Source organism: Terriglobia bacterium (assembly GCA_032252755.1).
GTDB lineage: Bacteria > Acidobacteriota > Terriglobia > Terriglobales > Acidobacteriaceae > JAVUPY01.
Genome location: JAVUPY010000051.1, coordinates 81,618 through 106,961, shown reverse-complemented (window position 1 = coordinate 106,961; position 25,344 = coordinate 81,618). Strand labels below are relative to the sequence as shown.

At 59.3% G+C, this 25,344-nt stretch carries 25 protein-coding genes; 13 read left to right on the top strand and 12 right to left on the bottom strand.

Annotation, left to right across the window (positions count from 1 at the left end):
• Nucleotides 1-46 precede the first annotated feature (46 nt).
• Nucleotides 47-1,168: an abhydrolase domain-containing 18 gene (locus tag ROO76_11095; GenBank protein ID MDT8068697.1), complete on the top strand. Its 1,122-nt coding sequence runs from the start codon at nucleotides 47-49 to the stop codon at nucleotides 1,166-1,168.
• Nucleotides 1,169-1,344: 176 nt separating this feature from the next.
• On the opposite strand, the gene ROO76_11090 is transcribed toward ROO76_11095, so the two are convergent.
• Nucleotides 1,345-2,142, bottom strand: a complete 798-nt coding sequence (locus tag ROO76_11090; GenBank protein ID MDT8068696.1) for an enoyl-CoA hydratase/isomerase family protein — start codon at nucleotides 2,140-2,142, stop codon at nucleotides 1,345-1,347.
• A gap of 137 nt (nucleotides 2,143-2,279) precedes the next feature.
• Here ROO76_11090 and rpiB point away from each other — a divergent pair, with 137 nt between their 5' ends.
• From rpiB to ROO76_11065, 5 genes are read left to right on the top strand one after another with little or no spacing between them, the layout of a single operon-like run.
• Nucleotides 2,280-2,729, top strand: a complete 450-nt coding sequence (gene rpiB, locus ROO76_11085; protein ID MDT8068695.1) for a ribose 5-phosphate isomerase B — start codon at nucleotides 2,280-2,282, stop codon at nucleotides 2,727-2,729.
• Entirely contained in the window at nucleotides 2,726-3,205 is a 480-nt protein-coding gene (locus ROO76_11080; GenBank protein ID MDT8068694.1) for a GNAT family N-acetyltransferase, read from the top strand. The genes rpiB and ROO76_11080 overlap by 4 nt, the downstream gene beginning before the upstream one ends.
• Before the next feature lie 32 nt (nucleotides 3,206-3,237).
• Nucleotides 3,238-4,527, top strand: a complete 1,290-nt coding sequence (gene glyA, locus ROO76_11075; GenBank protein ID MDT8068693.1) for a serine hydroxymethyltransferase — start codon at nucleotides 3,238-3,240, stop codon at nucleotides 4,525-4,527.
• A 44-nt stretch (nucleotides 4,528-4,571) separates the two neighbouring features.
• Nucleotides 4,572-5,744: a P1 family peptidase gene (locus ROO76_11070; GenBank protein ID MDT8068692.1), complete on the top strand. Its 1,173-nt coding sequence runs from the start codon at nucleotides 4,572-4,574 to the stop codon at nucleotides 5,742-5,744.
• 32 nt (nucleotides 5,745-5,776) lie between these two features.
• Complete coding sequence (locus ROO76_11065; protein ID MDT8068691.1) at nucleotides 5,777-6,949, top strand: glycosyltransferase family 1 protein; 1,173 nt, start codon at nucleotides 5,777-5,779, stop codon at nucleotides 6,947-6,949.
• On the opposite strand, the gene ROO76_11060 is transcribed toward ROO76_11065, so the two are convergent.
• Together ROO76_11060 and ROO76_11055 are read right to left on the bottom strand one after the other, a co-directional pair.
• Entirely contained in the window at nucleotides 6,946-9,384 is a 2,439-nt protein-coding gene (locus ROO76_11060) for an endonuclease MutS2 (protein MDT8068690.1), read from the bottom strand. The two genes, ROO76_11065 and ROO76_11060, sit on opposite strands and share 4 nt — an antisense overlap.
• Before the next feature lie 72 nt (nucleotides 9,385-9,456).
• Nucleotides 9,457-11,226, bottom strand: a complete 1,770-nt coding sequence (locus ROO76_11055; protein MDT8068689.1) for an ATP-binding protein — start codon at nucleotides 11,224-11,226, stop codon at nucleotides 9,457-9,459.
• Between the two features lie 164 nt (nucleotides 11,227-11,390).
• Here ROO76_11055 and hemB point away from each other — a divergent pair, with 164 nt between their 5' ends.
• Together hemB and lipB are read left to right on the top strand one after the other, a co-directional pair.
• The gene (gene hemB, locus ROO76_11050) at nucleotides 11,391-12,425 is read left to right on the top strand and encodes a porphobilinogen synthase (protein MDT8068688.1); all 1,035 of its coding nucleotides are present in this window, start codon (nucleotides 11,391-11,393) and stop codon (nucleotides 12,423-12,425) included.
• 102 nt (nucleotides 12,426-12,527) lie between these two features.
• Complete coding sequence (lipB, locus tag ROO76_11045; protein ID MDT8068687.1) at nucleotides 12,528-13,283, top strand: lipoyl(octanoyl) transferase LipB; 756 nt, start codon at nucleotides 12,528-12,530, stop codon at nucleotides 13,281-13,283.
• A 50-nt stretch (nucleotides 13,284-13,333) separates the two neighbouring features.
• Here lipB and pal read toward each other — a convergent pair whose 3' ends face one another.
• The 3 genes from pal to ROO76_11030 form a co-directional block, all read right to left on the bottom strand.
• Nucleotides 13,334-14,065 carry a peptidoglycan-associated lipoprotein Pal gene (pal, locus tag ROO76_11040; GenBank protein ID MDT8068686.1) on the bottom strand — a complete coding sequence of 244 codons (732 nt, stop codon included), beginning with the start codon at nucleotides 14,063-14,065 and terminating at the stop codon, nucleotides 13,334-13,336.
• Nucleotides 14,066-14,122: 57 nt separating this feature from the next.
• Nucleotides 14,123-14,392 carry a hypothetical protein gene (locus tag ROO76_11035; GenBank protein ID MDT8068685.1) on the bottom strand — a complete coding sequence of 90 codons (270 nt, stop codon included), beginning with the start codon at nucleotides 14,390-14,392 and terminating at the stop codon, nucleotides 14,123-14,125.
• Between the two features lie 84 nt (nucleotides 14,393-14,476).
• Nucleotides 14,477-14,962 carry a DinB family protein gene (locus tag ROO76_11030; GenBank protein MDT8068684.1) on the bottom strand — a complete coding sequence of 162 codons (486 nt, stop codon included), beginning with the start codon at nucleotides 14,960-14,962 and terminating at the stop codon, nucleotides 14,477-14,479.
• A 107-nt stretch (nucleotides 14,963-15,069) separates the two neighbouring features.
• Between ROO76_11030 and ROO76_11025 the strand changes: the two genes are divergently transcribed.
• From ROO76_11025 to sucB, 5 genes are all read left to right on the top strand, one after another.
• Nucleotides 15,070-16,392, top strand: a complete 1,323-nt coding sequence (locus ROO76_11025; GenBank protein ID MDT8068683.1) for a thiamine pyrophosphate-dependent dehydrogenase E1 component subunit alpha — start codon at nucleotides 15,070-15,072, stop codon at nucleotides 16,390-16,392.
• Between the two features lie 35 nt (nucleotides 16,393-16,427).
• Nucleotides 16,428-17,402 (top strand): alpha-ketoacid dehydrogenase subunit beta, encoded by a 975-nt coding sequence (locus tag ROO76_11020; protein MDT8068682.1) that lies wholly within the window; start codon nucleotides 16,428-16,430, stop codon nucleotides 17,400-17,402.
• 1 nt (nucleotide 17,403) lies between these two features.
• Nucleotides 17,404-17,685 (top strand): DUF2007 domain-containing protein, encoded by a 282-nt coding sequence (locus tag ROO76_11015; protein ID MDT8068681.1) that lies wholly within the window; start codon nucleotides 17,404-17,406, stop codon nucleotides 17,683-17,685.
• A 34-nt stretch (nucleotides 17,686-17,719) separates the two neighbouring features.
• Nucleotides 17,720-18,307, top strand: a complete 588-nt coding sequence (locus ROO76_11010) for a c-type cytochrome (protein MDT8068680.1) — start codon at nucleotides 17,720-17,722, stop codon at nucleotides 18,305-18,307.
• Nucleotides 18,308-18,464: 157 nt separating this feature from the next.
• Nucleotides 18,465-20,189, top strand: a complete 1,725-nt coding sequence (sucB, locus tag ROO76_11005) for a 2-oxoglutarate dehydrogenase, E2 component, dihydrolipoamide succinyltransferase (GenBank protein ID MDT8068679.1) — start codon at nucleotides 18,465-18,467, stop codon at nucleotides 20,187-20,189.
• Between the two features lie 297 nt (nucleotides 20,190-20,486).
• Here sucB and ROO76_11000 read toward each other — a convergent pair whose 3' ends face one another.
• The 6 genes from ROO76_11000 to ROO76_10975 form a co-directional block, all read right to left on the bottom strand.
• Entirely contained in the window at nucleotides 20,487-20,744 is a 258-nt protein-coding gene (locus tag ROO76_11000; GenBank protein MDT8068678.1) for a hypothetical protein, read from the bottom strand.
• Between the two features lie 119 nt (nucleotides 20,745-20,863).
• Nucleotides 20,864-21,310: a glucosaminidase domain-containing protein gene (locus tag ROO76_10995; protein ID MDT8068677.1), complete on the bottom strand. Its 447-nt coding sequence runs from the start codon at nucleotides 21,308-21,310 to the stop codon at nucleotides 20,864-20,866.
• On the bottom strand, nucleotides 21,307-21,531 hold the full coding sequence (locus ROO76_10990; protein MDT8068676.1) for a hypothetical protein: 225 nt from the start codon (nucleotides 21,529-21,531) through the stop codon (nucleotides 21,307-21,309). Before ROO76_10990 ends, ROO76_10995 begins: the two co-directional genes overlap by 4 nt.
• Nucleotides 21,528-23,837, bottom strand: coding sequence for a hypothetical protein (locus ROO76_10985; GenBank protein MDT8068675.1), 2,310 nt, complete (start codon nucleotides 23,835-23,837; stop codon nucleotides 21,528-21,530). The genes ROO76_10990 and ROO76_10985 overlap by 4 nt, the downstream gene beginning before the upstream one ends.
• A 67-nt stretch (nucleotides 23,838-23,904) precedes the next feature.
• Entirely contained in the window at nucleotides 23,905-24,867 is a 963-nt protein-coding gene (locus ROO76_10980) for a hypothetical protein (protein MDT8068674.1), read from the bottom strand.
• Nucleotides 24,864-25,343, bottom strand: coding sequence for a hypothetical protein (locus ROO76_10975; protein ID MDT8068673.1), 480 nt, complete (start codon nucleotides 25,341-25,343; stop codon nucleotides 24,864-24,866). The genes ROO76_10980 and ROO76_10975 overlap by 4 nt, the downstream gene beginning before the upstream one ends.
• Nucleotide 25,344 lies beyond the last annotated feature (1 nt).

Below are 25,344 nucleotides of genomic sequence, written 5' to 3'. Positions count from 1 at the left end.
GGCTGACAGCTGCTCCTGTCTCGCTTTGTTATGATTTTTATTGGCGATGCGAAGGAAATACCAGGAGTGGATGTACCGGTGGGAGCACGCGCTCACGTCGCGCGATACGAACCGCATCGTGCGTCCATTCGAGTGGGGGCTGGATTGGGCCGACCGCTGGCCGGTCGCGCACGGCGCGCCGAAAGATCACTCCGAAGTGGAAATCGAGCGCTACTGGTTCGAACTCAACGAGCGCATCGTCGAGCACAGCGACGAGTTCTACAGCTACCAACGCGCAAGGGATTTTCGGCTGGAACAACGCCCGGTTCGCGTCCACCAGACCGGAAGCAACCCTGATCCAAAGCTCGACCTGAAGCACGCCAAGCAGATTGGAACTTTTCTTCGCTTCACGTCACCGGTCGAGACGCCGTATCCCGAAAACAACCACATGAATGCGCGATGGTTCCCGGTGGAGCGCTCGCGCAAGGCGATGATTGTCATCCCGCAGTGGAATTCGGACGCGATCAGCCATAACGCTCTTTGCAGGATATGGAACAAACTGGGAATTTCAGGCCTGCGCATCAGCATGCCCTATCACGATGCGCGGATGCCGGCCGAATTAAAGCGGGCGGACTACGCGGTTTCGGCGAATATGGGACGGACGATTGATGCAGCGCGACAAGGCGTTATCGACATCCGTTGCTGCGTCGATTGGCTTGAAGAACAGGGCTACAGCGAGATCGGCATCATGGGAACGAGCCTCGGGTCTTGTTACGCGTTCATTGCGAGCGCCCACGACGAACGGCTGAAGATCAACGTCTTCAATCACGCGTCCACGTACTTCGGCGACGTCGTGTGGACGGGCCAGTCGACGCGGCACATTCGCGCGGCCATTGAAGAGGTAATGGATCAGGACGGTCTGCGCAAAGCGCTGCTCGGCATCAGCCCGATGGTCTACTTCCACAAATTCGCGCGTTGGCCGAAGCGCTGCCTGATGCTCTATGCGAAGTACGATCTGACCTTCCTGCCCGAATTCAGCGAGCAGATAGCGGCGGAATTCAAGCGCTGGGGACTGAACGCGATGATCAAGTGCATGCCGTGCGGGCACTACACCATCGGCGAAAGCCCATACAAGTACATGCTCGGCTGGAACATCTCACGGTTTGTCGCGCAGGCATTCGGCAGCTAACAGTGCACATTTTTACAGGCACGTTTGTGCCCGCAAAAATCCTGCTGCAACTCACGATTTCTCTGGATTCGGAATAGAACCCTGACTACATTATTCTTATTGTTTCCTCCCCCCAGAGAGCAACAAGGGCACGCATAAAGCGTGCCCGTTTTTACTTGTCACCGCTGCTGACTCAGCTATTTGTTCTTCCAACTCGGTTTGCGTTTTTCCAACAGAGCGCGCAGACCTTCCTGCGCATCTTCCAATGCCATTAGCTGGTTGAGATAGATGTCGTGCGATTTCTTGATGGCGTCGCGCAGTGGAAGTCCCAGGCAGCCGCCAATTACTTTCTTCGTCATCTCGAGCACCGGCCCGCTAAACTCGCCGATGCGTGCCAGGATTTCGTTCACGATCTTGGTGAGGTCAGCCTCGGGAACGACGCGGTTCACGAATCCGAGTTCGAGCGCTTCCTGCGCCGACAACTGCTGCCCGGTGAGAATCAGTTCGTAGGTCTTCTTCGGGCCGATGAGTTGCGGCAGCATGATCGCCGCGAATGGCGGGAACGTTCCCATCTTGACTTCCGGCTGAGCAAAGCGGGCATTCGGAGTCGCGATCACCATGTCTCCGAAAGCGACCAGTTCGGAGCCGGCACCGACCGCCTGCCCGTTAACGACCACAATCAGTGGCTTCGAGACTTCCAGGATTGACTGGAAAACGTGGTTGAATGCGTCCAGCGTCTGGAAGACGCGGTCGGGCTTCGAGTCCTCGACGGAGATTCCGGCGGAGAAGTATTTCTGCGAGGAGTCGAGCACGATGCACTTGATGTCGCCGCGGCCGTCGAGGCTCTCGATGGCGGTGGCGAGTTCCGTCATCATGGGCACGGTCAGCACATTGTACTGCGGGTGGTTCAGCGTGATGCGCGCCACGAATGAAGACAGTTCGAACTTGATGAACTTGTAACTCTTTCCCGCGATAGTTGTTTCCGCAGACGCCATGGGCGCTCCTCGGCAGACGATAGGGCTTGGTGCGAATCGATTATCGGCTGAATAGCAACTGCTTACAACAGACTGGCGGTCTTGACCTACCGTAACCAGTAACGAGGTCTCCGTCCCGAATGCTAAAATTGTGTTTTATGAAGATCGCCCTGGGCGCCGACCACGCCGGCTTCGAACTGAAAGAAAAGATCAAGCAGCACTTGCTTTCGAGCGGAATTCAGGTTCAGGACGAGGGCACAAACTCGGGCGATTCGGTGGACTACCCCGATTTTGCCCGCCTGGTTGGCGAAGATGTAGTCCAGAAGCGCGTCGATCTCGGCATCCTGGTTTGCGGCACCGGGATTGGCATGTCGATGGCCGCCAACAAGGTTCATGGTATTCGGGCGGCCAATGTCTCCACCGAGTTCGAAGCCGAAATGGCGCGCGAGCACAACGATGCGAATGTCCTGACGCTGGGGGCACGCGTTCTCGACGAACTCATGGCCTTAAAAGTCGTCGACAAATGGCTGCACACCCCGTTCGCTGGGGGACGCCACCAGCGCCGAGTCGACAAGATTATGAATATTGAGCAACGGAACCACCCATGACTGACACAAATACAGCCGTTATCGCACACCTTGATACTCCCTTCCACGAGTTCACCCGCGATGGCCACACGATCAGCACCGACCGCAAACGACTCGATATCGATTTCATCCACCGCTCCCTTACGCACTGCCCCTGGTCCGAGGGAATTTCACGAGACAAGGTCGAACGGTCGATCCAAACTTCGTTCTGCTTTGGCGTGTACGATGGCGAGACGCAGGTGGGTTTCTCGCGCGTGATCACCGATTTCGTTACCTTCGCGTATATCGGCGATTTCTTCATCACCGAGTCTCACCGAGGCCGCGGACTCGGAAAGTGGTTGATTTCGACGATTCTCGCGTGTCCTGAACTTGTGAACTTGCAACGCAAGTGCATTGTTACGGCGGAGGCTCACGGACTTTACCGCCAGATGGGCTTCATGTCGGTACAGAGGCCGGCCGCGTACCTGGAACTTATAAATAAAGACGCTTACAAGTGAGATGGCCTGGCTTGGCCGGAAACGGACGTGTCATGAATAATGAATGGATGGAGCGCCCCTTGAGCGCATCGGACCCGGAGATTGCGAAGGCGATTCGCAGTGAAGAACTGCGGCAACATGAAGGCCTGGAACTGATCGCGTCCGAGAATTTCGTTAGCGAGGCTGTGCTGGAAGCGGCGGGCTCCGTGTTTACCAACAAGTACGCCGAAGGTTATCCGGGCAAACGCTATTACGGGGGCTGTGAATTCACCGACATCGTCGAGAACCTGGCTCGCGACCGCGCGAAACAGCTATTCGGCGCGGAACACGCCAACGTGCAGCCGCACTCGGGATCATCAGCAAACATGGCCGCGTATGCGGCGATCATCCAGCCGGGCGATGTCGTCATGGGACTCGACCTCGCGCACGGCGGCCACCTGACGCACGGCCACAAGCTGAGTTTTTCTGGCAAGACCTACAAGATCGTTTCGTACGGCGTCTCCCGCGACACCGAGACGATTGACTACGATGAGTTGGAGAAGGTCGCCGAGCGCGAGCGTCCGAAGATGATCATCGGCGGCGGGTCGGCCTATCCGCGCATCATCGATTTTGCCCGAATGCGGCAGATCGCTGACAAGGTCGGCGCGTTCTACCTCGTCGACATGGCGCATTTTGCCGGGCTCGTTGCGGGTGGCGTTCATCCTTCGCCGGTACCACACGCTCACATCGTCACTACCACGACCCACAAGACGCTGCGCGGGCCGCGGGCGGGCATGATTCTCTGCAAAGCGGAACACGCGGCCGCGGTGGACAAGAGCGTATTCCCGGGCTGCCAGGGCGGCCCGCTGGTGCATATCATGGCGGCAAAGGCCGTTTGCTTCAAGGAGGCGCTGCAGCCCTCGTTCAAGGAATATGCGGCGCAGATCGTAAGCAACGCGAAGATACTGGCGCAGACCATGGCCGACGATGGCTATCGCGTTATCTCCGGCGGCACCGATACGCACCTGATGCTGATCGACGTCTTCAGCAAGGGAATGTTAGGCAGTGAGGCGGAGAAGGCGCTTGGCGAAGCCGGGATCACGGTCAACAAGAATGCGATTCCGTTCGACACGAATCCGCCGCTGAAACCGAGCGGCATCCGCATCGGAACGCCCGCGCTTACGACGCGAGGGATGAAGGAGGCCGAGATGAAGCAGATCGGCCACTGGATCACGCAGGCTCTCAACCATCGGAACGAGCCGGCGGTGCTGCAAAAGATTCGCCGCGAGGTGCTTGAGCTTTGCGAGCAGTTCCCGCTTTATGCAACTCGTCGGCAGCGCCATGCCGAGATGGTGACGGCGTAAGCGGCTCGTCTGAAACCTGAATATCTGATATTGTGCGGCGCATCATGCGCCGCATACTTTTGCTTTGCCTCATCGGCTTGTGCATTTCCTCTTCCGCCCAGGACTCCACGCCAAGGCCGCGGGCCCGAGATCTCGGGATCGAGGTCGGTATTTTCCCGACAGGTCCTCTGAATGCGATTACGGATGTGTCCGGAGTGCTGGTCGGGCAGAGCACGCTGATTCGTGGCGACAATATCCGAACCGGCGTGACGGCGATTGTCCCCGAGGTGATGGTGCGCAACGACCCGAACTGGACGATGCATCGCCTGCCAGCGGCGGTTTTCGTTGGAAACGCCTATGGGAAGCTGATGGGCTCTACGCAGATCGAGGAACTCGGCGAGATCGAAACACCCATCCTGCTGACCTCGACGCTGAACGTGCCGCGCGTTGCCGATGCGCTGCTCGACTTCATGCTCGCCCTGCCGTACAACCGCGAGGTGCGCTCGATGAACCCCGTGGTGGGCGAAACCAATGACGGATACCTGAACGACATTCGCTCGCGGCCGGTCGGTCGAGACGAGGTTTTTGCCGCAATCAAGAACGCGAAAAGCGGTCCAGTCGAAGAAGGATCCGTTGGGGCGGGTACTGGTACGGTGGCGTTCGGATGGAAGGGCGGGATTGGGACCTCGTCGCGAAAACTGCCGAAAGAGCTCAGCGGTTACACGATCGGCGTGCTGGTGCAGACGAACTACGCCGGCGTCCTGACGATTAACGGTGCTCCGGTCGGACGCGAACTCGGCCGATATGAATTCAGCAATGTTTTGGAGCCACAGAAGTCCAGCAAGGGGTCCACCCCCAGCGATAATGCGAACGGCTCCGTAATGGTCATTATCGCTACCGATGCCCCCGTGGACTCTCGCAACCTGAAACGCATGGCGGCGCGGGCTATGCTTGGACTCGGCCGGACCGGCGCCGGGGGATCGAACGGGAGCGGCGATTACGCCATTGCGTTTTCCACGATGGATCTCTCCAGCCCGGCCACGCTGGTAACGAATGACCAAATGTCACCGCTGTTTCTAGCGGTAATCGAAGCCACGGAGGAAGCGGTCTATAATTCGCTCTTCCGGGCGACCACGGTCAAGGGCAACGGGCATACGGTCGAGGCACTTCCTATCGACCGAACGCTTGAAATTTTGCGTCGACACAACGCGTTCAAGCCGTTTCCAGCAGAACACTGATTTTCCATACCTGACGGGATACACTATCCGCGGTGAGAATCGCTCTCGATATTCGGCGCATGGCGGATTTCGGTATCGCAACATACATCCGCAACGTTGTCCGCACTCTTGGCAAACTCGACTCAGAGAACCAATATTTTCTGATCGGTATGGCGGACAGGCTGCGCGAGTTCGGTGACCTGCCGGGAAATTTCCACTCGATACGTTTCAGCGAAGAACCGATTGGGCTTCGGAGTTATCTCCAGTTGCGGAACATTGTCGGCCGGCTGCATTGCGATCTCGTCCACATTCCACATACATTCTGGCGACCGCGACCCACATCATGCCCCTACGTGATGACTGTGCACGATGTGCTCGACTATCTTTACCGAGTGAAGGGCCATTCCAACTTCAGCCAGCACGTGCACTACCGGCTCACGCGGTTCGCTCTCCATCATGCGGCACGCATTTTTGCGGTGTCGAACTTCACGAAACAGGATGTCGCACGGCTCTTCCAGGTACCGGAGAAAAAGATCGAAGTTGTATACAACGCTCTCGACGAACGCTTTCGCCTGGGTCCGACGAACGACGCCGACAAAGAACTGATCGCCGAGCGCTACCAGGTTCACTACCCGTTCATTCTCTATTCGGGCCGCATCTCTCCGCATAAGAACGTGGTCCGCATCATCGAAGCGTTTTCCGCGTTAAAGACGGAACTCGCCAAAGAAGGCCGCCTGGATGATCTCAAGCTGATCATCATCGGCGACGAGGTTTCAAAACATCCCGACCTCCGCCGTGCCGTAATCAAGAGTGCCGTTCAGTACGATGTGCGCTTCCTGGGCTTCGTCCCTATCGAGGTCCTTCGTATCTTCTACGACACCGCCAAGGTTTTCATTTTCCCTTCTCTGTACGAAGGCTTCGGGCTGCCACCGCTCGAGGCGATGGCGCACGGCACCCCGGTCGTCGCGAGCAACACGTCGTCGCTGCCTGAGGTCGTCGGCAAGGCTGCGGTGCTGGTCAATCCGGAGAATGTGTTTGAAATCAGCCGCGCGATGTTCCGTGTTCTGACGGATCAGCCATTGCGCGAGAAGATGAAAACTGCCGGGCTTGCACAGGCGGAGAAATTTTCGTGGGAAACGTCGGTGAAGAGAATGATAGAAGTCTATGAAGACGTTGTGCGCAAGAAAGCCCCGCAAGCGCTTCCTGGCAATGTTGACGCTACCTAAACTTTCAGCTCAACCACGGTTGCTCCGGCCCCGCCTTCCTTCTGCGGCGGCTCGGTAACACTTGCAACTTGCGGATTCGAATTCAGGTATTGCCGAAGCGCTTTCCTTAGAATTCCCATCCCTGACCCGTGAACGATGCGTACGCGCGACATGCCGGCGAGGAACGCGCGGTCGATAAACTTCTCCACCTCCCGCGTCGCGTCATCCACGGTGAAGCCGATCACGTTGATCTCCGACGGCGCGGACGTCGGTTCCTCGCGCAGCGTGACGTTGATTCCTCGGGCTCGGGCCGCCTGCACCGGATTGTCAGCGGCGCGGCCGATGACCTGGGCGACATCGTCGAGCGGCACTCGCATCTTCATCATGCCAACCTCCACTTCAATCGCCTGATCGTCCAGTTTGCGCGTGACGCGACCGGCCCGGCCCAGTGATTTCAGTTGAACCGTGTCCCCTTCCTGTACGCGCTGAACCACGTGTGGCTGGGCGGCGCTGTCGCCCTGATCGGCTCCGCTGCTGTGCGCCACCACAGCCTGGTTGAACTGCTCACGGAATTCGCGGCGTGCGCGTGCGATTCGGCGCTCTGCTTCTTTGGACAGCTTCTGAGCGGCGGCACGGTCCTGGATTGCATTCACGGCTTCGCGCGCGTGGTACTCGAAGTCGCGAATCAGGCTTTCCAGCTTCTTCTCCAGGTCGCGAACCTTATCTCGCTGCTCTTTCAACCCTTCAGTTTCGAGCCGCTTCTGTTCTCTCGCGAGTTGCTCCTCGCGGACCTGGATGCGCTGGCGTTCCGACTCAAGTTCGCGCAAACGAGCGTGCAGATTATCGAGAAACCGCGCGACATCCTGAGTCTGAGAGCTAAGCCGGGCGCGGGCTTCGGTGACAATCTGCTGATTCAGCCCAATATGCTGAGCGACGTTGATACCTGCCGATGCGCCGGGGACCCCCACGCGAAGCTCGTACGTCGGCGCAAGCGTGCGCTCATCGAATCCGACAGCGGCGTTCAATACGCCATGCGTGTTCGCCGCATAGACCTTGAGAGACGTGTGGTGAGTCGAAATGATTGTTACGCATTGCGCCCGCCGGAAAAAGTCGGCAATAGCCACGGCAAGCGCCGCGCCTTCTTCGGGATCGGTAGCCGAACCTAGCTCGTCGAGCAGCACCAGCGACTGCTCCGTCGCCGTATGCGAGATGAAATCAATATTGGTGACATGAGCCGAGAACGTAGACAGGTTCTGCTCGATCGATTGGTAATCGCCGATATCTGCCAGCACGTTGTCGAAGATCGGGAACTCGGCGCGATCGGCGGGGACCGGCACCCCGGCCTGCCCCATCAGCACCAGCAGACCGACAGTCTTCAGTGAAACGGTCTTTCCACCCGTGTTGGGGCCGCTGATGATCAACTGGCGGTGATCGCGGTCCATCTCCAGCGTCATCGGCACAACTTTGCCGCCCTTCGCTCGCAGGTTCCGCTCGAGCAGGGGATGCCGGGCATTCCGCAAAGCCATCACGTCTGAGGCGCCGCGATCGAGAACAGTCAGCGCGGCGCAGTCGTATTGTTCGGCAAAATGAGCCTTCGCAAACTGCAACTCGAGTTCGGCCAGAACGTCGACGGCTTCGGCAATGGCCGGTGCACTCTGCCCTAGCCGAGCCGTCATCTCGGCAAGAATGCGATGTATCTCCGCCTGTTCTTCTTCGAGCAGCCGCACCAGGTCGTTGTTCTGCTCGATGGTCTCCATCGGCTCGACGAAAACTGTCTGGCCGGACGAGCTGGTTCCATGAATTACGCCGGGAACACGTCGCTTCTGTTCGATTTTCACAGGAATGACGAAGCGTTCGCCGCGAATGGTGATGAGTTCGTCCTGCACCGCCCCGCCTTCGGCGAGCCGGCGCAGGTAACCCTCGAGCGTGTGCTGGATGTGGCGGCGCTGCTTTTCGGTTTCACGCCGAATGCGCGCGAACTCCGGCGAAGCGCGGTCGTCCAGCGATCCATCCGGCAATAGTTTGTTGCCAAAGTACCGCAGCAATTCGGTGAAGTCCGCCAGCCGCGCCGAGAGTTCCCTCACAGCCGGCCACTCTGCCTTCAGTTGCGTGGGTGGATGCAGTACGATTTCCCGCCACTCGGCGGCCCTGCCGGCAGCGAAGAGGATGCTACGAATTTCGGGGATTTCCAGCGCGACGCCTTGGATTCGCGCTTTGTCCAGAATTTCTCCGGGATCGACCAGACTGGCAAAATCAAAATGGCCGCCAGCCCGGAGGTAGGACCGTATCTCCGCCGTCAGCTGATGCTGATTCGCGATCCACTCGCGGTCAGTCGTGGGCTCAAGCTTCCCGATACGGCCTCGACCAAGTTCGGATTGCGCGAAAGTACTCAACCAGTTCCGAAACTGGTCGTACTCGAGTACACGCGCACTGCTGTGTGCAAGAGAGTCTGGCATGGGCCGTCCATTCTGATGTTACAGGGACAACGAAGAGGAGGGCTAGCTCTGCTGCGATTGCGCAGAGCCTGGCTAGCCGACCGCGGATTTCTGTGCCGCCGGAAGACGTACTCTGAATCGGGCGCCGCCCTCGGGCATATTCTCGGCCGTGATCTCGCCTTTGTGGTCGGCAATGATTCCGTAACACACGCTGAGGCCGAGTCCGGGGCCTTTGCCGAGTCCCTTGGTCGTGTAGAAAGGATCGAACACTCGGGTGGGCTCCGATATCCCGGACCCTGTGTCGGTGACTTCGAGGATTACAGACCCATTCTGCGCATAGGTCCTGACTGTAATTGTTCCGCCTTGATCTCCAAGGGCGTCTTTTGCGTTTCCCAGAAGCTGCAGGCAAACATCCGCGAGCTGTGACGCGTCGCCCCATGTCCAGGGCAGTTCTGCCGCCAGTTGCCGAACGAATTGAACCGGTTTGCCTAACTCGTCCATTTCGCGAAGCCTAAGCGCGTTTTCGACGACCGTGTTCAGGTGAACGAGTTTCCTCTCAGGCTTGCTCTGGCGCGCGAACTTCAGCAGGTTGCCGACGAGATTTTTCGTACGTAATGCCTGGATCTTGATCTTCGTCGCGTGGGCTCGGATCGTTTCGTCGGCCGCGGGGTCCGTCTCCATCAGCTCGGAATACCCGAGAATCGCCGTCAGCGGATTATTGATCTCATGGGCCGCTCCGGAGACCAACTGGCCAATCGATGCCAATTTCTCCGACTGTACCACTTGCGCTTGCAACCTCTGCAAATCGGCATATGCGCGGCGGCTCTCTGCAAGCAGCCGAACTCTCTCGCGATCCAGCAGGTACTGCTTCACGAAAACCAGCGTCCCGAGCATGACAATGGCGACCATGCTCACTACAAGCCGGAACCGGAAGATTGAGTCATGGGACGAGACCCGGTATTCCATAACCGCGGCCATTATCGGAATGGAAAGGAGCGCAAAGAGCGCGATTCGAGGAACCCAGGCGTGTTCGTCGGCTGTATCAGCTTCGCCGACGTTGTCACTCCCCGAGGTCTCTTCGGGTCCACGAACGACGGTCCACAGGTACCACAAGATCGCACTTATCAGCGGGACATCGTAGAGACTCCCTGAGTAATAAGTGCCGCTCTGAATGGCCAGGTTAATTATTTGTGATGAAACAATGTACAGAGTACCGGCACCAAGCAGACTTCCAAACGTCAGTTTCCACTCGTCCCGCGTGCTGATAAACAAGAATGCCAGCAGCCCCAACCAGACCAGGTTCTCAGCAAGGTAGAGGGCGTTATAACTGGTGTCATACGCCGCCATGTCAAGCCGGATAAATTGGGATGGGAAGACGAGGAAAACGTACAAGTAGAGCCACCAGAGCAGGAGCATAGTCCAGTCGATGGCCGACAACGTCATGCGGCGGAGTTCGCCCGGCACTTGTGGCCGGACAATAAGTGCCGCCGTGAAGGGCACGAAATGGAAAAAGAGCACGACATCGGCCCAGAAGGGGTCCGGAATCGCCTGCTGACGAATAACTTCGACGTAGATCCATCCAGCCTGCGCGGTAGCCCATGTCGCAAAGCCGGCCGCCATCAGTACCCAAAAAACGCGCGGCCTCCCATGAGAACGAACCGATTTCCAGATCGCCACAATGGCTGGCGCGAGCATCAGGATGAACTGGGAAATGTCCGCAAAGGCTACCAGAATCCGGTTTTGCGGCGGCTCAACTGCTGGCGGGCCGGTTACCCTATGAAAGTAAAGCAGGGTCACCGCGACATATACGATGAGCGCCCCTAACGGCGCAACGGCCCAGCGTTTTGAGACGGGTAATGCCATGGAAGACCGGTTGCTTCTTGGCAACATTCGACCATGCTTCCGAAACAGGCGAAAGTTACCATGGTTTCGCACCTGGGTTGCTCAAGGATACCCCGGAAAATAGGGGTTTTTGTGAGCCTTATCACAGAGGAGATTGTCAAACTGGGTGCTAGAATTTTACTGTTATGGCATTTCCAGTCCAGCGTCCCCGACGTCTTCGCCGCACCGAGAGTTTGCGATCGTTCGTCCGTGAAACCCGCTTGTCGCCTGAAGGGTTCGTCTACCCCTTGTTTGTCTGTCCGGGCGAAGGCATTCGCAAAGAAGTCCGCTCCATGCCCGGCGTATTCAACATGTCGGTTGACGAAGCCGTTAACGAGTGCCGCGAAGTCGCCTCGCTCGGAATCCCCTCGGTCATCCTGTTCGGCCTGCCCGAATCAAAGGACGAAAAGGCGACCGGCGCCTGGGCCGACGACGGCATCGTGCAGAAGGCAGCGCGAGCGATCAAGCGCGAAGTGCCGAACCTGCTGTTGATGGGCGACGTTTGCCTTTGCGAGTACATGTCGCACGGCCATTGCGGAATTGTGAAGCCAGTTGCCCAGCCGCAGTCGGTGGGAGCGGCCGCTGCCGCGCCGCCCTCCGCAACTGCTGTCGACTACGAAATCGTGAATGACGCGACCCTGGACATTCTCGCCAGGACCGCTGTTTCTCAGGTCCGCGCGGGGATGGACATCATCGCCCCCTCGGACATGATGGATGGCCGCGTGGGTGCGATTCGCACGGCGCTGGACAAGAACGGATACGAGAGCATCCCGATCCTCAGCTACGCCGCCAAGTTCGCCTCCGGTTTCTACGGCCCCTTCAGGGAAGCCGCCGACAGCGCACCGCAATTCGGCGACCGGCGCTCCTACCAGATGGATCCTGCCAATCTTCGCGAGGCTATGCGCGAGATCGAACTCGATCTCCAGGAAGGCGCGGACATGATCATGGTGAAGCCCGCGCTCCCCTATCTTGACGTGATCTCCGAAGCCCGGCGGCGTTTCGACGTTCCGCTCGCGGCCTACCAGGTCAGCGGCGAATACGCGATGATCAAGGCCGCGGCCCAGAACCACTGGATCGACCACGACCGCGTCATGATGGAAAGCCTGCTGAGCATTCAGCGCGCCGGAGCATCGATCATCCTGACGTACTTCGCGAAGGATGTGGCAAGGTTGCTCGCGTAGAGGGGCTACCTAGTTCGACGAAGAGGGTTGGCTCGTCTGCCAACCCTTTCGTGTTTGGTTTATCATTTCTTTGTGGCTCTGTACCCCTGTGGTGAATAGCTTTTGATCTCCGTCGTCCATCTCGGAACCATTGATTACGGCTCCGCTCTGCGCCTGCAGGAGCACCTCGTCGAACTTCGCAAACAGAACCGTATCGATAATGTTCTCCTGCTGCTTGAACACCCGCCTGTGATCACGCTCGGCCGCAATGCCAATGACACGAACATCGTCGCGCCTCGTGATTTCCTTGCCAGCAAGGGGGTCGAGGTGTTCGAAATCAATCGCGGCGGCGATGTGACCTTTCATGGTCCGGGACAACTCGTCGGTTATCCCATCTTCGACCTGCGAAGCTTTCCCGAGAAGATCGGCGTCGTCGAGTACGTACGGCGGATCGAAGAAGCCCTGATCCGCACCTGCATTCACTACCAGATCGAAACCCAGCGCATCCAGGGAATGACGGGCGTCTGGACGTTATCAGAGCGAAAGATAGCCGCCATCGGCGTCCACATCTCTCGCGGCGTTACTTCGCATGGCTTTGCCCTGAATGTCACCACGGACCTCGATTACTTCAAGCTGATCGTTCCCTGCGGCCTTACCAAACCCGTCACTTCGATCGAGTTCGAAACCGGCAAGCATCCTGGCATTGACGACATACTGCCGATCGTTACCCGCAGCTTTGGCGAGGTATTCAAAAGCCAGATTTTGTGGGTCGATTCGCTGGAAGACCTGCCGGGCTCAGCTCCCGTCCCCGAAGACACGCCCCTCAAGGTGCCGGATAACATCCGCGAGCTTCACGGCGATAAAACTTTCCTCGCCTGATAATTAAAAAGGGGAGCGCCGAAGCACTCCCCTCGATCGCTGTAGATCTACTACTGATTCATCTCGAAATGTGCACGCCGGTTTGACTGCCAGCACTGATCGTTTTCTTGCGTGCAGAAGGGCTTTTCCTTGCCGTAGCTGATCGTCTTGATACGATCGGAACTGACGCCCATGGCCACGAGTTGATCCCGCACGGTGTTGGCCCGGTTCGAGCCAAGCGCCAGGTTGTACTCCTCGGACCCACGCTCGTCGCAGTGCCCCGAAATGGTTAGCTTGTAGTTGGGATGTGCCGCCAGGAACGCAGCGTCAGCCTTAAGAATCGCCTGCTCATCGGATCGTACGTCATACTTGTCGTAGTTGAAGTACAGGTCCTTGACGTTCTGCGCAAACAGTTCGGCATCCGTCGGCCCTTGAGCAACCGGCGGCGGTGGAGTGGCCACTGTGACGCGGGCATCCGCTTCTTGCGTGCCGCCGGGACCCTTTGCGACCAGTTTGTAGGTGGTCGAGTCTTCGGGCGATACGGTCCGCGATCCGCTGGCTGTGACTGTACCCAAGCCGTCGATCGTAATGTCGTTCGCGTTCTGCGTGCTCCACGTCAGGGTGGTTGACTGGCCCTTCTGCAGATTGCTGGGCGACGCGCTCAGACTCGCGGTGGGAGCTGGGGGCGGAGGTGGTGCTGGAGTCGCCTTGGCCGTGGCCACCTTTTTGGCGCAGGCGCCCAGCGAGACCGCAAGAGCGGCCACGCCAAGAGAGAGAAATAGACGAGTGAAACGCGCGGACATAACTTCCTCCTCTAGAGAGATTTTGATTTGAATGGCACTAAGGATTTGCGGCAATAGCTAACAGCGAAGTTGCGAAGCCGGATACGAGGCGGTCAACACTTCTGCTTCACTGTTTTGCCGACCGCTACTGCTGAGTACGACTTTGCCGGCTAAGAGTGCGGTCCAGGCTGCAAGGGCTGATATGACTGCGCGGAAACGAGCGTCGGCACGCAGCGCTGTCGTTGGTCCGTGAGTAGACGTAAATGAGCCCCGTGGTGCCGGAAACAGGAAAAGCGCCAGCGTCGTCAGCATCAGCAGCAGAACGAACTTCGGAGAGAGAGTGAACATCCGGCCAGCTTCTACACTGAATTTTAAACCGGGTTCTCTGCGGAAGTTGCGACACTAAGGTGTAAAGCCCGGTAGGATTTATGTTCATTCGAAGCGGTAAACGACCTTACCATCGGTATCGGCCGTTGGGCCATAAACCGAGGTCACCCGTTGCTCCAGCAGACGCAGGTAGACCACCAGTTGCCCTCGATGATGCGTGGAGTGGTTCATCCGCCGAACCATCACCCACGCCCGCGAGCGCGGGACGTCGAAGAAGTTCACCGTCTCCTCCCACCACGAATCGGGCTTCCGCCGCAGGATTTCGAGACGCCTGGAAGCATCCGTTCTGTACTTCTCGATGAAGGCGATTTTCGTGTACTCGGACGGGAGAATCTCGCCTACATCGATCCCGAGCATGTCCCGCATCCATGCGCCCTCGGACTTGAGTTGGTGCTCGAGCTGCTCAAGCACCGTTCGCGATTTCGGCGCTGGGCGGAAATTCATGGCTTCTTCAGCAAATGTGTCCCACGTTTCAACAGTTTTCAGAATCTCGGTTTCGTAGGTGTCGACCAGGAAGGAATACGTGCTCATGCCGTCCTCGCGGGCAGAGAGTCTACTACGCCTGCAGCGGATTATGTTGGCGGCGTGCGACTTGGCTGCCTTTGTGATTAAATTCTTGGTCGCCCCGGAAAGCGTCCATGCCCAAGAAACCGGAAAAGCCCACATCCAGCAAATCTGTTCCAAAGAAATCTCCGGCCAAGCCGAATCGCTCTGCTGCTGACGCCGAAGCCGCCGCCAGTGCACTCCGCTGCTACAACATTCCCGATTACCGCCTTGAACATCCCGAGTTCTCCATCGCCACAGAGCGCGATTCGACAACCGGAGAAACGCGCTATTCCGTCGAAGGCGACCTCTCGGCCGACGCGCCGCCGATCCGCGACTCGAAGTACCTCTCGCGGGAACAGTGCATCGAGATCTATCGCTGGATGCTGCTGAACCGCAAGATGGAAGCGGTCCTCGAATCGCTCTACAAGCAGAGCAAGGTCGTGGGCGGCGTTTACTTCGGTCTGGGGCAGGAGGGCTGCTCGTGCGCCTCCGCCTGCGCGCTCCAGAAAGATGACTGGATGGGGCCGATGATCCGCAACCAGGGAGCGCTGCTGGTGCGCGGTTTCTCCCCGGCGGACATCATGCGGCAGTACATGGCCAAGGCCGACTCACCGACATTCGGCCGCGACGCGTCGTCCCACTTCGGCGACATTCGCGAGCGCAATGTGTCCGCCCCGATCTCCATGCTCGGCGAACTCATCGGCATCATGGCCGGCGTCTGCCTCGGCGCGCGGTTACAGGGGCGCAACATTGCCGGGCTCACCTACATCGGCGACGGGGGCCAGTCGACCGGAGTCACCTATGAAAGCCTCAACTTCGCCGCCGTGCAGAAACTCGGCGTCGTGCTCATCGTCGAAAACAATCTTTGGGGATACTCGACGCCTTCCGACATGCAGTTCCGCGTGAAGGACCTTGCCGAGCGCTCCATCGCCTACGGCATTCCCGGAGTGATTGTCGATGGCACCGATCCGTGCCAGGTTTACGATGCGACCCACGAAGCCTGCGAACGCGCCCGTCGCGGCGAAGGCCCAACGCTGATCGAAGCCAAGATGATGCGCATGAAGGGCCACGCCATCCACGACGCCGCACAATACGTCCCGCGACCGCTATTCGAATACTGGCAGAAGCGCGACCCGATCGCACGCTTCGAGAACTATCTCGTACACGTGAAGAAATGGCTGACGCGCGAGTCACACGACAAGCTCGTCAGCGAAGTCGATGCCTTCCTCGAACAGGAACGCGCCGCTGCCGAGGCCTCGCCCATGCCGACGCCGGAAGAAGACCGCAAGCATCAGGGCGTGTACTGCTCGCCGGAGTGTCATGAGATCAAGCCGAAGTATGGGACCGTAGAGTTCGAGACCGCGAAGACACTCGCCAAGTCGGACACCAATGAAGGTGCAGTTCACCTGAAGTAGGTTTCACGACGAACGAAGAACGAGGAACGAAGAACTTGCCTTTATATACCTATCTCGAAGCCATTCGCGCCGGACTCTTTGAAGAAATGGAGCGCGACTCCAGCGTCTTCTGCATCGGTGAGGATATTGGCATCTATGGTGGAGCTTTCAAGGTCACCGAAGGCCTCATCGACCGCTTCGGGCCGGAGCGGGTCATCGATACCCCGATCTCCGAGATGGCGATCGTCAATGCGGCCTTTGGCGCGGCGCTGACGGGACTGCGTCCGGTTGCGGAGTTCCAGTTCATCGACTTCATTGCCTGCGCATTCAACCAGATCACGAACCTGTTGGCGAAGGCGCACTTCCGTTGGGGCGCGCCGGTGCCAGTCGTCCTGCGCGGGCCGTGCGGCGGCGGAGTGCACGGCGGACCGTTCCACTCGCAGAACCCGGAGATGTATTACGTGCACACGCCCGGCATGAAAGTGGTGGCTCCTGCTACAGCGTACGACGCCAAAGGGCTAATCAAGTCAGCGATTCGTGACAACAACCCCGTGCTGTTTCTTGAACACAAGTTCCTCTACAGACGCATCAAAGAAGAGTTGCCGCAGGACGAATACACGATCGAGATCGGCAAGGCTCGCGTCGCACGTGAGGGCCGCCACGTTTCGGTGATCACGTACGGAGCGATGCTTTACGTCGCGCTGGATGCGGCGAAGGTCTTGACGAACGAGGGTATCGAACTCGAAGTGGTGGACTTGCGCTCGCTGCTGCCGCTGGATCGCGAGACGATTGCCAATACGGTTCGCAGGACTAATAGGGTGATCGTGCTGCACGAGGATACGAAGACCGGCGGAATCGCCGGAGAAATCGCGGCCTGCATCAACGAAGACGCCTTCGACTGGCTCGACGCGCCGATCACGCGCATCGCTTCGGCGGACACTCCGGTTCCATTCTCGCCGCCGCTGGAAGAGGTTTTCCTGCCGCGCGTGGAAGACGTGGTGCGCGAAGCTAGGCGGCTGAGGACCTACTAGAATGGCCAATCAGGGCAGATCCGATTCCGACGAGTTGGTTACTATCGCTCGATTTACGAACCAGCCAGAACTGGACATTGCGCGTGGCTTTCTGGAATCCGAAGGCATTCCCTCGTGGGCTCCAGAGGAACGGCTCGTCGCAAGCACCGGTGGACTGTACGCGACCGCGGTTGGTGGCATGCGTCTGCAGGTGCGGTCACGCGATGCCGAACGTGCAATGAAGCTGATCGAGGAGATAGACGAAGCGTCCAGTCCCTCGCTTAACGAAAGCGGCGAGTCATAAGATACAATTCCACCAACTCACATTGGGGTGCTGAATGAAAGGTTTCATCATCGGAGTCGTCATTACGCTGGCTGTAATCTTCGGGGGTTTCTATCTAACAGTGTCGCAGGGATGGTTCCCCGTCGGCGCCGATAATCCGCCGGGCGCCTTAGAGCGCAAGTACGCCAACATGGCCATGGATGCCTACGTGGAGAAGCACATGCCGCAGGGTAATAACCCGGTGCAGGCGAACTCATCGAACCTGATGGAAGGCGCCATTCTCTACGAGAAGCATTGCGCGCTGTGCCACGGCGGCGGCAAGGATCGCACCAGCCCGCTGGCTCACAAATTCAGCCCGCCGGTGCCACAGATTTTGCAGCGCATACCGCACGATCCCGATGCTCACCTCTTCTGGATGGTGAAGCACGGCGCCCGCATGACCGGAATGCCCTCGTGGGAAGGCGTCATGAGCGATGACGAGATATGGAAGACGGTCTCGTTCATCAAGCACTCCAATAACCTGCCGCCGGACGTTCAGCAGATGTGGGAACAGGCTTCCCAACAACATGCGACAACCAACGAGGTGACACCAACTCCAAAGGCGCAGCAGCAGAACGCAAAGCCTCAGCAAAGGAAGAAGTAGTAAAGACAACGGCAAAACGGCTAAGGGCAAAACGGCAAAACTGAGACCAAAGCGGCTTGGCTTCTGGCGTTTTTACCTTTGCCGTTTTGCCGTTTTATAATTAAAAGTTTGCTGTGGGATGTTCTTCGTTATAAAGCACCCCCTCGGAAGGTCATAAATGCCAACTGACGTCGTTATGCCGCAGATGGGCGAATCCATCTTTGAGGGCACTGTTACCAAGTGGCTGAAGAAGCCGGGCGACCACGTTAATCGCGACGAGCCGCTGTTCGAAATTTCAACCGACAAGGTTGATGCGGAAGTGCCTGCGCCGGCCAGCGGCGTGCTGCGCGACATCAAGGTGCAGCCAGGCGCGACCGTGCAGGTAAACACAGTCGTCGGCGTCATCGACGAGAGCGGCGCGGCGAGTGCGGCGCCCCAACCCTCAGCACCGGCCCCGGAGCCAGTGGCATCTACTCCACAGGCGGCGCCACCTCCGCCTGCGCCTGCTCCTCCGGTCGCAAGCCCTGCTCCGACTCCCGCTCCCGCAGCGGCGGCGCCGCAAGCGCCCTCGGGGCCGCGCACCGAAGTGACGATGCCGCAGATGGGCGAGTCGATCTTCGAGGGCACGCTGACGCGCTGGATGAAGAAGGTCGGCGATCACGTCAATCGCGACGAGCCGCTATTCGAAATCTCCACTGACAAAGTGGACGCGGAGATCCCGGCTCCCGCGGCCGGCACGCTGACCGAGATCCGCGTACAACCCGGAACCACCGTGCAGGTCAACACCGTGGTCGGCGTGATCGGCGGCGGTGCCGCACAAGCCGCGCAAGCTGCGGCCCCAGTCACGGCCGCGCCACAAGCGACGGCACCTCCAGCATCTGCACCTGTCGCAGCCGCTCCCGCTGCTCCTCGCGCTGCCGTTGGCGAAGAAGAGAGGCTTCGGTCTTCACCGCTGGTGCGCAGGCTGGCGCAAGAACACAACGTCGATCTTCGCCAGGTGACCGGAACCGGCTCCGGCGGACGGATCACGAAGGAAGACATCGAGACGTTCATCGCTAAGTATCCGGCGGGCGCTCCGCCGAGTGCTCCAGCACCGCAGGCACCATCCGCTCCGACGTACGCTGCGCCTGCGGCCGCAGCCGCGGAGGTACCGGCTACGCCTCTTCCGGCGACTCCGGCGAACAAGTTCGCGGGGGTTCCGGGGACGGTCGAGCCGATGAGCGTGATGCGCAAGAAGATCGCCGAGCACATGGTGATGTCGAAGCGCACTAGCGCTCACGTTCACGGCGTCTTCGAGATCGACATGACGCGTATCGTCAAACTGCGCGAGAAGATGAAGGACCGCTTCCAGCAGGCGACGGGGCTGAAGCTGACCTTCACGCCGTTCTTTACGCGGGCAGTCGCTCATGCGTTGCGCCTGTGGCCCATCGTCAACGCTTCGGTGGAAGGCGAGAACATTCATTACAAGCGCGACATCAATATCGGCATCGCCGTGGCACTCGACTGGGGACTGATCGTTCCTGTCGTGAAGCACGCGGACGAGTTGAGCTTTGCGGGCGTGCAGCGCGCAATCAACGATCTCGGCGAGCGGGCCCGAAGCAAGCGCCTGAAGCCGGAAGACGTGCAGGGCGGTACTTTCACGATCACCAATCCCGGAATATTCGGCGCAAAGTTCGGGATGCCGATCATCTCGCAACCGCAGCTGGCGATCATGGGCGTCGGCGCAATCACGAAGAAACCAATGGTCGTAACTGACAAGGACGGCAACGACTCGATCGCGATCCGTTCGATGATGCACCTGTCGATCGGGTACGATCACCGCATCATTGATGGCGCGGTCGCAGACCAGTTCATGAGCGTGGTTAAGAACTACCTGGAGAACTGGAACGAGCCGATTGTTTAAGGGCAAAAGGGTAGAGGGAAAAGGGCAAAACTGAAGACCAAATCTCTTAAGGGCCTGTCTTCGGACGGGCTCTTTGCTTTGCCCCACCCCCTATTCTTGCGATCTAGCAGGATCATTGATTTAGGGAAATTTTGGCTTCAAATCTATGAGAGGGTTGGCGTTAAATCTCAAAATATTGAGAGCAAAGGAAAAAGCTCCGGGTTATCAAGCCGGAGCTTTCCGTACCAATCGGTACTTACGCGGTCTGCCAAACCAAGGTCAGCCTAAGTCCAGTACCAGTCAACGGTCAACCACAACTTAGCTCTTGGCCCAGGCAGAGGCGTTGAGGCACTGGACGACGCCGTCGATGATTTTGCCGAGGCCGTCGCGGAATTTGTCAGGATCGATGATCTGCTTGTTCATGACGGCATCGGTCATCGAAACCGCGGAGGATGCGAAGGACAGCGCGGCTTCTTTCTTTTCCGCGCCGGATTTGCTGCCAAATAAAGCCTCTACCCCGTGCACGACGGCAGGGATGAAGGCGATACCGCTGAGTAGTTTTCCCAGGAAGTTCATGCTGGCTCCTTTAGTTAAGTCGAAGTCTGAAGTCGAAAAGACGTCACAGGTCACAAGTCGCAGGGAACAGAAAGACCCACATCTGCCAACTGCGGCAGATGTGGGGCACCGAATGTGGTCTACATCAAGCTGCTTAAGTTGTTTTCGTAATAGATCTTCAGGATTTTCTCTGCGTAGCTGGGGTCTGTGGCCCAATGCTTCGCGAGGGCGTGCGTGAACAGTTCGGGATCGTGTGCGTTCGCGCGGGCCTCGGCGTAGACCGCGCCGTTGGCGATCAGCTGGTCGCGGCATGTGAAGCACTCGGCCATGTCTTTATAGGCGGCGAAACGGGCGGTCACCTTCTGCACGTCTCCGTTGATCACTTCGGTTGTCGGCATTTCGAGAACGGCGTGGCGGCCGTGGGCCTTGATGCCGAAATAGTTGTTCGCTTTTCGTGAAAGCGCCGAGTTGCCAAATGCGCTTTCGAGTGCGGCTTGCGCGACGGTGATGCCGGCGGGCAGTGCGCTGGTTTTGGAACTCGCCTGGGCAGCTGCCGTCGCTTGCTGCAAGAATTCTTCTCTGGTCATAGCTTATGTACCCGCAAATAGTCGAAGGCGAGATGGATGAGCGTGAGCAGGACGCCGAAAGCGGCACCGATGCCGCCCATCCGGTGCAATTGCGCTTCATTCCGTTGAACGCGGGAATCGAGTTCCTGCATTTTGCCTTCGCTGCCCGTGCCCACGAGATAACGCATGTGGGCCTTTAATTCCGCAAGGTCAGTCAAAACACGCTGTTCGAAATCATTCATAACGGCAGATCCACGTAGAGGATGGTTGTGTGTCGCGAATAGCGTGGCGGGTTCGAACCGTCGTACTGCCGGAAGCAGTACTGCTGGTTCCGCGCCAGTCGCGGCAGGGTGAAAGTTCGACTGGTGAAACGTCCGGCGAGGTTGCGGTCGATATCGGGACTCCACCCGGAGTCGCTGCGGCGCACCTCGATTCCGCCGCCGGCGGGGGGATCGATGCCGGCGTCGACCATGAGCGTTGTCGAGGTGATCGCGGTGTACTTCGCGTTGCTCAGGGGATCGAGGGCCGGCGGTGCAGTCGCGTCGACGACGATGCGCGGCCACTCGTAGCCGTCCTGCTCGCGAGACAGTTGCATGGCGAAGGCATCGGCGCCATCGTCGGCGAAATGGAACCTGATCCACTCGCGTTCGCCGATCAGGTCTTCCACATCGATTTGCACGTCGCGGATGATGGCAGAGAACCGGGCGTCACGCGACGGAGCGACGACGCTGACGGCATCGCCAGGGAAGATCTCGGTTCCGAGAGGCAGCGAATCTCGCCAGCAGGAATATTCGCCGGACCATCCGCCGTCCTTGGACGCAGAGAGCCACGCTTGCGCGGCGAGCACGCAGTCTTCTGAACTCCGTGCTACAGGTGCGACCAGGCTGGCCACGCTGGCGCGAACACCGTCGTCTCCGACATGAACAAGGTTGGCGATGCTCTCGGCGTCACTCGCGCTGCCGGCGGCGCGCGCGGCGGTGCGGTAGGTGACCACGATGGATTCGTTCGGTGCCGGCGGATTCACCGAGTAGAAATAGAGATCGCCGCTGGTAGAGATGCCGCACTCGGCACCCTCGGACAAGGCGCCTACGAGTCGCGTGCGGAAGGGTTGTCCCTGGAGCGCGCTGCGGACGAGGACTTCAGGCATTCGGCGGATGCGGAGGAAATTGAGCGAGGCGTGCAGGTTCTCGCTGGCGACGGGGACGTACAAGCACGTCGACGGCACTCGCGTGATCAGGTCGTCGAACAGCGCTGTCGCCGGTTGCGCGAAGGTCGCCGGGTTCGCAGGATCTATCTCGCGACACTCAAGGACCACGCGCATGCTCGTCGCGGTATCCTGCCCGCCAAGAATTCCCGCCGGTGAACAGAAAGACGAGTGAAGGCGGAAGTGGTCGCTGCCGTACAGTCGCGTGCTGAGCGCGTAGCGGCAACCGGCGCGAGCCGTGACCACTGTTCCGACCGCGGTGCCGTTGATCAGGGGCTGAATGTTGCGTTGGCCGCCGGAGTCGGTGACGCGAAAGCCGGCGATGCAGTGGGCGGCATCGATGGTGTGGTCGAAGAGGCCACCGATCCAGCCACTGCCGCTGTCAACGGCAAGTTCTCCGTGCTGGAACTGCCACGCACCGCCGAGTTCGATGGCCTGCTGCAAGGTGACGGAGCAAGCCTCCGCGTCTCCCGTTCCGCCAGCAGTGCTGAGTTGGCCGTGCTGCACCTGCAATGCGCCTGCAGTGTCCTTGACGTCCCAGAGATAGGGCGCAAGAGAGGTGGTGAATTCTTCTTCGAGAACCGTCTGCTGGGTACGGAGGTAGGGATAGTTCGACAGCGAGAAGACGAGCATGTAGCCATCGCCGACGAACTGGTCATTAACGTAAGAGTCGGGTTCGTTGCCGGAGAGGACAGTGGCCTTGTTGACCACGGTGCCCGATTGCTCTGCCTGCAGCTTCCGGTTATCGAGCGCGGGATCGTTCTCGTTGAGCACGTGCACAAGGCTTTCGACGGGGCGCAAGGTAATGGCGTGGTCGTGGACGCGACAGGCGCAGCGGGTTTGGTTTGCCAGCTGTTGTGCGATGTCGCTCCAGCGGCGCGCTCCGCCGCAGGAAACCGCGACGACGGTGCCGCCGTCGCCTAGGCCACTGGTTTCGAAAGCGCCGGGACAAAGTTCTTCAGCGAGATCTTCGAGCAGTTGGCCGGCAGTCACGCGGGCGTAGTTCGGGCGCGCGGGCAGGGGACGATGATCGAGCAGCGCTTCATCGCCGGTCGCCTTGAGCACGTACGAATACCAGGGACCACGTTCGCTATCGCCGAGGCTGACGCCCCGGAGAGGCTCGGTGAGATAGCCGGTGAAAAGCTTGCTGCCGTCATCGCGAACCAGTTGAACGCGTGCGCCGGCGATCGGCATCAGCATGAACTGCGATTCGCTTAGCAGCGTTGCCTCGAGTTCGTCGGGGTGGTTCAGCTTGCGGCGAATTACGGGACCGCGACCGCCGCTGAGAAACTGCGTGTAGTCGCGCGGACCCGCCACGTCGAGATTGTCGATGTAGAGCTTCATGGGTCTCCTGAGAAGAACAAACTACTAAGGACACGAAGGCCTTCGTGAACCTTTGTGGCCTTGCCGGTTATCCTTTCGGCGGGATGTAGGTTCGGTACCAGAGGGCGCTGACGCCGTCCTGCGGATCGGTTGCGGGGAGGGCGAGGAGATGCGCTTCGAGCAGCATCGCCCGGTAGTCGTCGAGGATGATGTGCTTCTTCTCTGCGGCCTGGGGAAGCGATTGCAGTCGCGGGTAGTAGTAGCAGACACGCCCGCCGCTGACCGTCTCTTCGAAGAACAGTGCGGACCACTCCTGGCGAAATGCTCCGCCCTCGCGATCTGTGAAGCCGAGCACTTTTTGCAGCCTGGCGCTATTGGGGGGATCGCCTGCCGGCAGAGGATTCTCCAGCGTCACGGTTCCACCTGCGATGGCGGCGACCTTGCCGACGTTGAAGGTCACGCGACGGACGAAGTCGGCTTGCAGCGAAACAGTACCGGAACTGACGACGTACGCTCCGGGGTATCCAAGTCCGAGGTATCCGGTCTGCTGGAGGTAGTCGAGGTCGACGGCAACGAGGTCTCCGGGGGCGAGTTGCGCCGCGAATTGCGAATCGATTTGCAGCGCGGTTGCGGTCGAGCCGTTCAGGACAGGCATTGCCGTGATCGCGTCGCCACCGGCCGGCGACGGTTCTCCGTCGTTTCGAGGGGCGAGTACGTTCCAGTGCGTGCCGCCGGTCCCCATGGCGAGTTGCAGCTTTCCCCAGCGACGGAATGAGAACGAGACATGAGCCTCGAGTTTCTTGCGGAACTGCGCGACCACGGTCGCATCCGTGCCAGACTGAACGGACGTAGATTCGTCGACGGCGGTTCGCTGAAAGCCTTCCACCGGACCGAGGCCGATCCATGGCGAGGGAGGATTCGTGAGATCGAACGACGCGGCCTGGCTGGCGTCGAATACGGTCGGCTGGCTCGAGTCGCGCTGGACCGGCGCAACGAAGGCGTGCACGGCGGTCGAGACCGGTTGGTTGGGGGTGACGAGATCGATGCTCATTGTGCCTCCTGCCAGAGAACGCTTAGGCGCGCGGTGCGTTGAATGACTCCGCCGGTATCTTTTGCGTCATCGAGAGTTGCGTGCGTCCACAGCACCGTGCCGCTCAGCATTGCGGGTGGCTCTTGCGTGTAATCGAGGAGCGCGGTTTGGCGCGGCTCTAGAATCGAGTGAAGCTCGGCATCGAGTTCGGCGAGCGAGCGGCCGCGGTCTTCGCCGTTCGCGCTCTCGCTTCCCGCCGTGCCATAGGTAATTTCGCACTGCTGGGCGCGCCATCCGGCAGCGGATGCGTCCGGGGAGAGTTTCTCGTCTGAGGTCCAGCGAAGGTAGAAGACATCGTTCGCGGGAACCCAAGATTGGGATACGTTTTCACAGACGATCAGCGCGGGCTGATTCGTGTCGCCCATGGATCGCGTGGGATAAGACTGGGCGAGGCGCTGGCGCAACGCCATGTAGAAACTGTCTTTCACTGCCTGCATG